The organism is Streptomyces sp. NPDC047525 (genome assembly GCF_040643025.1).
In the GTDB taxonomy this organism is placed as follows: Bacteria; Actinomycetota; Actinomycetes; order Streptomycetales; family Streptomycetaceae; genus Streptomyces; species Streptomyces durmitorensis.
Genome location: NZ_JBEYTL010000021.1, coordinates 141926 through 151033, shown reverse-complemented (window position 1 = coordinate 151033; position 9108 = coordinate 141926). Strand labels below are relative to the sequence as shown.

The 9108-nt window shown below is 70.5% G+C and carries 7 protein-coding genes; 6 read left to right on the top strand and 1 reads right to left on the bottom strand.

Annotated elements, in window-relative coordinates; translation table 11 throughout:
* Positions 1-138 precede the first annotated feature (138 nt).
* From ABZ833_RS39685 to rpsD, 3 genes are all read left to right on the top strand, one after another.
* Positions 139-1488 (top strand): replication-associated recombination protein A, encoded by a 1350-nt coding sequence (locus tag ABZ833_RS39685; protein ID WP_361057785.1) that lies wholly within the window; start codon positions 139-141, stop codon positions 1486-1488.
* A gap of 71 nt (positions 1489-1559) precedes the next feature.
* Positions 1560-2324 (top strand): HNH endonuclease family protein, encoded by a 765-nt coding sequence (locus ABZ833_RS39680; protein WP_361057783.1) that lies wholly within the window; start codon positions 1560-1562, stop codon positions 2322-2324.
* A 347-nt stretch (positions 2325-2671) separates the two neighbouring features.
* Entirely contained in the window at positions 2672-3286 is a 615-nt protein-coding gene (gene rpsD / locus ABZ833_RS39675; protein WP_249591119.1) for a 30S ribosomal protein S4, read from the top strand.
* Here the strand turns inward: rpsD and ABZ833_RS39670 are convergent.
* The gene (locus ABZ833_RS39670) at positions 3274-5454 is read right to left on the bottom strand and encodes a regulator (RefSeq protein WP_361057781.1); all 2181 of its coding nucleotides are present in this window, start codon (positions 5452-5454) and stop codon (positions 3274-3276) included. The genes rpsD and ABZ833_RS39670 overlap by 13 nt on opposite strands.
* Positions 5455-5614: 160 nt before the next feature.
* Between ABZ833_RS39670 and ABZ833_RS39665 the strand changes: the two genes are divergently transcribed.
* From ABZ833_RS39665 to alaS, 3 genes are read left to right on the top strand one after another with little or no spacing between them, the layout of a single operon-like run.
* Complete coding sequence (locus tag ABZ833_RS39665; RefSeq protein WP_361057779.1) at positions 5615-6064, top strand: DUF948 domain-containing protein; 450 nt, start codon at positions 5615-5617, stop codon at positions 6062-6064.
* A gap of 7 nt (positions 6065-6071) precedes the next feature.
* The gene (locus tag ABZ833_RS39660) at positions 6072-6437 is read left to right on the top strand and encodes a DUF6167 family protein (RefSeq protein ID WP_249591122.1); all 366 of its coding nucleotides are present in this window, start codon (positions 6072-6074) and stop codon (positions 6435-6437) included.
* Positions 6437-9106, top strand: coding sequence for an alanine--tRNA ligase (gene alaS, locus ABZ833_RS39655; RefSeq protein ID WP_361057777.1), 2670 nt, complete (start codon positions 6437-6439; stop codon positions 9104-9106). Before ABZ833_RS39660 ends, alaS begins: the two co-directional genes overlap by 1 nt.
* Positions 9107-9108 lie beyond the last annotated feature (2 nt).

The following is a 9108-nucleotide window of genomic DNA, read 5'->3' as shown; positions in this document are numbered from 1 at the left end:
CTTCAGCGAGTTCACCTGGGTGCTTCCGGTGCTGCACGTCGGCATCATCGGCATGCTGATCCTCACGCGCTGGTGGGACTTCTGGACCAGCTGACAGCGCCGAGGGCGTTGTCAGTGGGCTGACGTAGGGTTCCGAGCGTGGAGCCCGACCTGTTTACCGCAGCTGCCGAGGACCGCCAGGAGAAGGACCCTTCGACGAGTCCCCTGGCCGTCCGGATGCGCCCGCGCACCCTCGAAGAAGTCGTCGGCCAGCAGCATCTGCTGAAGCAGGGCTCGCCCCTGCGGAGGCTGGTGGGCGAGGGCGGGGGAGGACCGGCGGGACCGTCGTCGGTGTTCCTCTGGGGACCGCCGGGCATCGGCAAGACCACCCTTGCGTACGTGGTCTCGAAGGCCACGAACAAGCGCTTCGTGGAGCTCTCCGCGATCACCGCCGGTGTGAAGGAAGTCCGTGCCGTCATCGAAGGCGCCCGGCGTGCGATGGGCGGCCACGGCAAGGAGACCGTCCTCTTCCTGGACGAGATCCACCGCTTCAGCAAGGCCCAGCAGGACTCCCTGCTTCCGGCCGTCGAGAACCGCTGGGTGACGCTGATCGCGGCGACCACCGAGAACCCGTACTTCTCGATCATCTCCCCGCTCCTGTCCCGCTCCCTCCTCCTCACGCTCGAACCGCTCACGGACGACGACCTGCGCGGCCTGCTGCGCCGGGCGCTCACCGAGGAGCGGGGCCTGGGCGGCGCGGTCGAGCTGCCCGAGGACACCGAGGCGCACCTCCTGCGGATCTCGGGCGGCGACGCCCGGCGCGCGCTCACCGCCCTGGAGGCGGGCGCGGGCTCGGCCCTCGCCAAGGGGGAGAAGGAGATCACCCTCCAGACCCTGGAGGAGTCGGTCGACCGGGCGGCCGTGAAGTACGACCGCGACGGCGACCAGCACTACGACGTCGCGAGCGCCCTCATCAAGTCCATCCGCGGTTCGGACGTCGACGCGGCCCTGCACTACCTGGCCCGGATGATCGAGGCGGGCGAGGACCCCCGCTTCATCGCGCGGCGCCTGATGATCTCCGCGAGCGAGGACATCGGCCTCGCCGACCCCACCGCGCTGCCCACGGCGGTCGCCGCCGCCCAGGCCGTCGCCATGATCGGCTTCCCGGAGGCCGCGCTCACCCTCAGCCACGCGACGATCGCCCTCGCCCTGGCCCCGAAGTCGAACGCCGCGACGATCGCCATCCAGTCCGCCCAGGCGGACGTCCGCGCGGGCCTGGCGGGCCCCGTCCCGCCCCACCTGCGCGACGGGCACTACAAGGGGGCGGCCAAGCTCGGCCACGCCCAGGGCTATGTGTATCCGCACGACGTGCCGGGCGCGATCGCGGCCCAGCAGTACGCACCGGACGCGGTGGCCGCCAAGCGGTACTACCAACCCACGCGCTATGGAGCAGAGGCGAGGTACGCGGACGTGGTCGAGCGCGTGCGCGAGCGCCTCAAGGGCGAGTAGCCGCACGGTCCGGCGGGGCGGCCGCACGGCCCGGCGGGCGGGCCCCGGCGCTCCCGCCTACGCTCGGCGCCATGGGCACAGCAGCCGGGCCGCGCGCGGGGGCCACCCTGCTCGTCGTCGCCGCCCTCGCCACGGCCTGCACGCCGCCGCAGCTGGAGCGCGCCGCGTCCCGCCACACGGCCACCAGATCCCCGGCTCAGACGGCAACACTTCAGCCCACGCCCAAGCCGTCCCCCACGGCCACCCTCGCGAGCCCCGGCTTCCCGCCCACCTCCGCGCGGGCCCGCGACCAGCTCGCCGGCCTCACGGTCGCCTGGGGCGAGAACTGGCAGACGTACAAGCGCTCCGCATTCGGCGTGGGCTGGTCCGACGACACCGATGCACCCGGCGGCCGCAACGGCTGCGACACCCGCGACGACGTCCTGCGGCGCGACCTGAAGGACCTGCGCGAGGGCGACCGCAACCCCTGCGTCGTGCTCTCCGGAGTCCTGCACGACCCGTACACCGGCAAGGAGCTCCCCTACTCCTACCGCCGCGCCTCGCAGATCCAGACCGACCACGTCGTCGCGCTCGGCGCGGCCTGGCGGGCCGGAGCCTGGGCCTGGACCGCCCAGCGGCGGCTGACGTACGCCAACGACCTGGACGTCCTGCTCGCCGCCGACAAGGAGACGAACCAGGAGAAGAGCAGCCGGACCCCCGACAAGTGGAAACCCCCGCGCAAGGAATACTGGTGCGAGTACGGCCGCCGCTGGACCGGGATCAAGGCGAAGTACCGGCTCACCGTCACGGCCCCCGAGAAACTGGCCCTCCAGGACCTCCTCGCCACCTGCGGCTGAGGCACCCCCTGCCACCCGGTACACTTGCCCGAAGTGCTGCGTCCCGTGTCCCGGTCTCGTACCGGACACCACCAGAACGGGACATCCAGCCGGAGCCCCGGACCTCACCGTCCAGGAATCTCCAGGAGCGTCGCGCACCGTCGAAGGTGTCGCGGGCAGCCCACCACCATCTCGCACTCCGGGAAGCGGTCGGTGGGCCACTCGCGTGCTGCACATAGTGCCCAGACCAGGGAGCGGCTGCCCGCCGGATCCAGCATCACCGGATCCGATGGGTTTCCCAGGCTGCGGATTGCGACCTCCCCTAACCCTGGTGAAGCCGATTTCACATTGAACAGAGAGGTTGGTTCATGCCGAACCAGTCCCGCCCCAAGGTCAAGAAGTCGCGTGCCCTCGGCATCGCGCTGACCCCGAAGGCCGTCAAGTACTTCGAGGCCCGCCCCTACCCGCCGGGCGAGCACGGCCGTGGGCGCAAGCAGAACTCGGACTACAAGGTCCGTCTGCTCGAGAAGCAGCGTCTGCGCGCGCAGTACGACATCAGCGAGAAGCAGATGGCCCGTGCCTACGACCGCGCCAAGAAGGCCGAAGGCAAGACCGGCGAGGCCCTGGTCATCGAGCTCGAGCGCCGTCTCGACGCCCTGATCCTTCGTTCGGGCATCGCCCGCACGATCTACCAGGCCCGTCAGATGGTCAGCCACGGCCACATCGAGGTCAACGGCGGCAAGGTCGACAAGCCGTCGTTCCGCGTCCGTCCCGACGACGTCGTGATGGTCCGCGAGCGCAGCCGTGAGAAGCCGCTGTTCGTGGTCTCGCGTGAGGGTGGCTTCGCCCCCGACGGCGAGATCCCGCGTTACCTCCAGGTGAACCTGAAGGCCCTGGCCTTCCGTCTGGACCGTGACCCGAACCGCAAGGAGATCCCCGTGATCTGCGACGAGCAGCTCGTCGTCGAGTACTACGCCCGCTGACCCGGACGTAGCTCTCCCTGCTTCAGCCCGTCGCCCGTCCTGCCCTCGTGGTGGGGCGGGCGGCGGGTTTTTGCGTGGGGCACCGGCCCCGTGCCCAGGGCCCGGGAGACCGCGGCGTCCGGGGCGAGACGGGCCCCGGCTGCCACGCACTCCTCGTACCGCGCGTCGCCCAGCTGTTCGCGGGCCTGCGTCTCGCACAGTTCGTGCGGCCCGCCGAAGTTCCCCGAGCCGAACAGCGGAAGGCCCACCGAAGGCCAGATGCGCGACGCGGCGCCCTGCAGGACCGCGGCCTCGGCCGGGTCGCCCTCCACCGCGGTGAACAGGGCGAGCAGCTCGATCGCGAGGACCGTGCCGAGCAGATCGTTGAAGGCGTGGTCCAGGGCCAGGCACCGCATGACCAGCTCACGGGCCGTCGCGGCCTCGCCGCGCGTCCAGGCCGCGAAGCCGAGGACATAGAGGGCGTACGCGAGGGTCCAGCGCTCGCCGTGGTCCTCGCAGACCTGGCGTACGTCCTCGCAGAGCTCCACCGCGTCGGCGAGCTCGCCGCGGAAGGCGAGGGCCATCGCCAGCTCGACCTGGCCCATCAGGACGTTGCTGTTGAGCTCGCCGATCTCGCGGTACTGCTCAAGGGCGGAGCGCAGCAAGGTTTCGGCACGCTCCATGTCGTCGGCGAGGAGCGCGAGGCAGCCGATGCGGTGCACCGCGTACGCGGTCGCGATGGCGCTGCCGGTACGTTCCGCCTCGTCCTTGCACTCCTGCAGCGCGGAGAGCGCGGCGACCGTGTCGCCCTGAAGGACCGCGACGTAGCCAAGGACCCACAGCGCCTTGAGCCGCGAGTCGTCGTGGTCGCCGTCCAGCTCAAGCGCGCGGTCGAGCCAGTGCCGCCCCTCCGCGAGCCGCCCGCAGCCGACCCAGAAGAACCACAGGCTGCCCGCCAGGTACTGGCCCAGATGCGTCTCGTCCGGCTCGGTCAGGCAGTACTCCAAGGCGCCCCGCAGATTGGGCAGTTCGCAGTCGACGAGTTCGGCGACCCGCGCCTGGCGCGGCGAGAACCAGTCCAGTTCGCACCAGGTGGCGAGCCCCATGTACCAGTCGCGGTGCCTGCGCCGCATCCGCGCCGCGTCGCCGGTCGCCTCCAGCCAGTCGGCGCCGTACGCCCTGACCGTGTCGAGCATGCGGTAGCGGACGCCCGTCGGTCCCTCCTCGCGGGTCACGACGGACTGCGCGAGCAGCTCCCCGAGCACGTCGAGGACGTCGTCGGCGTGCAGGCCGTCGCCGCTGCAGATGTACTCGGCCGCCTCCAGGTCGAAGGGCCCGCAGAACACCGAGAGCCGCGCCCACAGCAGGCGCTCGTCCGCCGTGCACAGCTCGTGGCTCCAGCCGATGGCCGTACGCAGGGTCTGATGCCGAGGCGGAACGTCGCGCCGGACTCCGGTGAGCAGCGCGAACCGGTCGTCGAGCCGGGAGAGCAGCTGCGCGGGCGAGAGCGCCCGCAGCCGCCCCGCCGCCAGCTCGACGGCCAGCGGGATCCCGTCCAGACGGCGGCACAGCTCCGCCACGTCGGCTTCGTTCTCCTCGTCCAGGACGAATCCGGGGAGCCCGGCCGCCGCACGGTCGGCGAAGAGCGCGGCGGCGTCGGGCGCGGGCAGCGGCGCGAGCGGGAAGATCCGCTCGCCGCAGGTGTCGAGCGGCCTGCGCCCCACCGCGAGCACCCGCAGGCCGGGGGAGCGGTGCAGCAGCTCTCCCACCAGCGAGGAACACGCCTCCACCAGGTGCTCGAACCCGTCGACGACGAGGAGGACTTCTCGCTCCGCGAGATGGTCGAGCAGCACCTTGCGCGGCGTGCGATGCGTGTGATCCGTCAGACGCAGCGCGTCGGCGACCGCGTGCTCCACGAGATCGGGGTCCCGGACCGCGGCGAGCTCCACCAGCCAGGCGCCGTCCGGCGGCGCGGCGTCGGAGGCGGCCCGGACGGCGAGGCGTGATTTCCCCACGCCGCCGACACCGGTCACCGTGACCAGGCGTCCGGCCTCCAACGCGGCGGCGAGATCGGCGAGTTCGCCGGTGCGCCCGACGAACGCGTTGAGTTCCAGGGGAAGGTTGCCGGGTCTCGGCGGGCGGGCGGGGGAGTCGTGCCGACCGCTACCGGTGCCCTGATCGCGTCGCATGGGATACGGAGCGTACTCATCCGTAAGCAGTCCGTACAATCACTTCGTTGAACTCCCTTGCCCGTACACGGTAATGCGGTGCGGAGCCTCGGCCCCGGCGCGATAGGGTCGGGGGACGACTTTTCGATGTTCAGGGCCGATGTCCAGGGAGCGGTGCACAGTGTCGGGTGGAGAGGTGGCCGGGATCCTGGTGGCCGTCTTCTGGGCGATCCTGGTCTCCTTCCTGGCCGTGGTGCTTGTGAGGCTGGCGCAGACGCTCAAGGCGACCACCAAGCTCGTCGCGGACGTGACCGAGCAGGCCGTGCCGCTCCTCGCGGACGCCTCCAGCGCGGTGCGCTCCGCGCAGACCCAGATCGACCGGGTCGACGCCATCGCCTCGGACGTTCAGGAGGTCACGTCGAACGCCTCGGCGCTCTCCACGACGGTGGCCTCCACCTTCGGCGGCCCGCTCGTCAAGGTCGCGGCGTTCGGATACGGCGTGCGCAGGGCCCTGGGCCGCAAGGCAGGACCCGAATCAGACAATGTGCCATCGGCACCCGCCCGACGTACCGTGATCGTGGGGCGCACCGTCCCCTCCGCGCGGCGGCGGGGCAAGCGGAAGAAGGACTGACGCAGCGATGTTCCGCCGTACGTTCTGGTTCACCGCGGGCGCCGCTGCCGGTGTGTGGGCCACCACCAAGGTCAACCGCAAGATCAAGCAACTGACCCCCGAAAGCCTCGCGGCGCAGGCCGCGAACAAGGCGCTCGAAGCGGGTCACAAGCTCAAGGACTTCGCTCTCGACGTCCGCGACGGCATGGCCCAGCGCGAGGCCGAACTGGGCGAGGCCCTGGGCCTCGAAGCCCCGGTCGACGCCGAACTCCCCGGGCAGCGCACGGTCGTCGTGGCCATCGAGAACGGCAAGACCAGCAAGACCGACAAGAACAAGCAGGGCAAGTACCTCTCGAAGTCGAAGTACTCGTACAACCGGAATGAGGACCACTGATGGAGTCGGCCGAGATTCGCCGCCGCTGGCTGAGCTTCTTCGAGGAGCGCGGGCACACCGTCGTCCCTTCGGCGTCGCTCATCGCTGACGACCCGACTCTGCTCCTCGTCCCCGCGGGCATGGTGCCCTTCAAGCCCTACTTCCTGGGCGAGGTCAAGCCGCAGTTCTCGCGCGCCACGAGCGTGCAGAAGTGCGTGCGTACGCCGGACATCGAAGAGGTCGGCAAGACCACCCGGCACGGCACGTTCTTCCAGATGTGTGGCAACTTCTCCTTCGGTGACTACTTCAAGGAAGGCGCCATCAAGTACGCCTGGGAGCTGCTCACCAGCTCCGTGGCGGACGGTGGCTACGGCCTCGACCCCGAGCGCCTGTGGGTGACGGTCTACCTCGACGACGACGAGGCCGAGACCATCTGGCGCGAGAAGGTCGGCGTCCCCGCCGAGCGCATCCAGCGCCTGGGCAAGAAGGACAACTACTGGTCCATGGGCGTCCCCGGACCCTGTGGCCCCTGCTCCGAGATCAACTACGACCGCGGCCCCGAGTTCGGCGTCGAGGGCGGCCCGGCGGTCAACGACGAGCGCTACGTGGAGATCTGGAACCTGGTCTTCATGCAGTACGAGCGTGGCGAGGGCACCTCGAAGGAGGACTTCGAGATCCTCGGCGACCTGCCCAGCCAGAACATCGACACCGGCCTGGGTCTCGAGCGTCTCGCCATGATCCTGCAGGGCGTACAGAACATGTACGAGACCGACACCCTGCGCGTCGTCATGGACAAGGCCACCGAGCTGACCGGCGTCCGCTACGGCGCCGAGCAGGGCTCGGACGTCTCCCTGCGCGTGGTCGCTGACCACATGCGCACGTCCGTGATGCTCATCGGTGACGGCGTCACGCCCGGCAACGAAGGCCGTGGCTATGTGCTGCGCCGCATCATGCGCCGCGCCATCCGCAACATGCGTCTGATGGGCGCCACCGGCCCGGTCGTGCACGAGCTCGTCGACACGGTCATCAAGTCGATGGGCGAGCAGTACCCCGAGCTGCAGACCGATCGCAAGCGCATCGAGACCGTCGCGCTCGCCGAAGAGGCCGCCTTCCTCAAGGCCCTCAAGGGCGGCACGAACATCCTCGACACCGCCGTCACGGAGACCAAGGCCGCCGGCGGCAAGGTCCTCTCCGGCGACAAGGCGTTCCTGCTGCACGACACGTGGGGCTTCCCGATCGACCTCACCCTGGAGATGGCCGCCGAACAGGGCCTGGCCGTGGACGAGGACGGCTTCCGGCGCCTGATGAAGGAGCAGCGGGAGCGGGCCAAGGCCGACGCGCAGGCCAAGAAGACCGGCCACGCTGATCTGCACGCCTACCGCGAGATCGCCGACGCCTCCGGCGCCACGGACTTCACCGGCTACACCCTCACCGAGAACGAGGCCGTGATCGTCGGCCTCCTGGTCAACGGCGTCTCGTCCCCCGCCGCCCGCGAGGGCGACGAGGTCGAGGTCGTCCTCGACCGCACCCCCTTCTACGCCGAGGGCGGCGGCCAGATCGCCGACTCCGGCCGGATCCGCCTCGACAACGGCGCCGCCGTCGAGATCCGCGACGTACAGAAGCCGGTCCCCGGCGTGCACGTCCACAAGGGTGTCGTCCTGGTCGGCGAGATCACCGTCGGCGACCAGGTCTGGGCCTCGATCGACGTGCACCGCCGCCGTGCCATCGCCCGCGCCCACTCCGCCACGCACCTCACGCACCAGGCGCTGCGCGACGCGCTCGGCCCGACGGCCGCCCAGGCCGGTTCCGAGAACCAGCCCGGCCGCTTCCGCTTCGACTTCGGCTCCCCGTCGGCCGTGCCCACGGCCGTCATGACGGACGTCGAACAGAAGATCAACGAAGTGCTCGCCCACGAGCTCGACGTGCAGGCCGAGGTCATGTCGATCGACGAGGCCAAGAAGCAGGGCGCCATCGCCGAGTTCGGCGAGAAGTACGGCGAGCGCGTGCGCGTGGTCACCATCGGAGACTTCTCCAAGGAGCTGTGCGGCGGCACGCATGTCCACAACACCGCCCAGCTGGGCCTGGTGAAGCTGCTCGGTGAGTCGTCCATCGGTTCGGGCGTGCGCCGCATCGAGGCCCTGGTCGGCGTCGACGCGTACAACTTCCTGGCCAAGGAGCACACGGTCGTCGCCCAGCTCCAGGAGCTGGTCAAGGGGCGCTCCGAGGAGCTGCCCGAGAAGGTCTCCGCCATGCTCGGCAAGCTGAAGGACGCCGAGAAGGAGATCGAGAAGTTCCGCGCGGAGAAGGTCCTCCAGGCCGCCGCCGGTCTCGTCGAATCCGCCAAGGACGTACGAGGCGTCGCGCTCGCCACCGGACAGGTGCCGGACGGCACGGGCGCCGACGACCTGCGCAAGCTCGTCCTCGACGTGCGCCACCGCATCCCCGGCGACCGCCCGGCCGTGGTGGCTCTCTTCACCACGGCCAACGGCCGCCCGCTGACGGTCATCGCCACGAACGAAGCCGCACGCGAGCGCGGTCTCAAGGCCGGCGACCTCGTCCGTACGGCCGCCAAGACGCTCGGCGGCGGTGGCGGCGGCAAGCCGGACGTCGCCCAGGGCGGCGGCCAGAACGCCGCGGCCATCGGCGACGCCATGGCGGCCGTCGAACGCCTCGTCGCAGAGACGGCCTGATG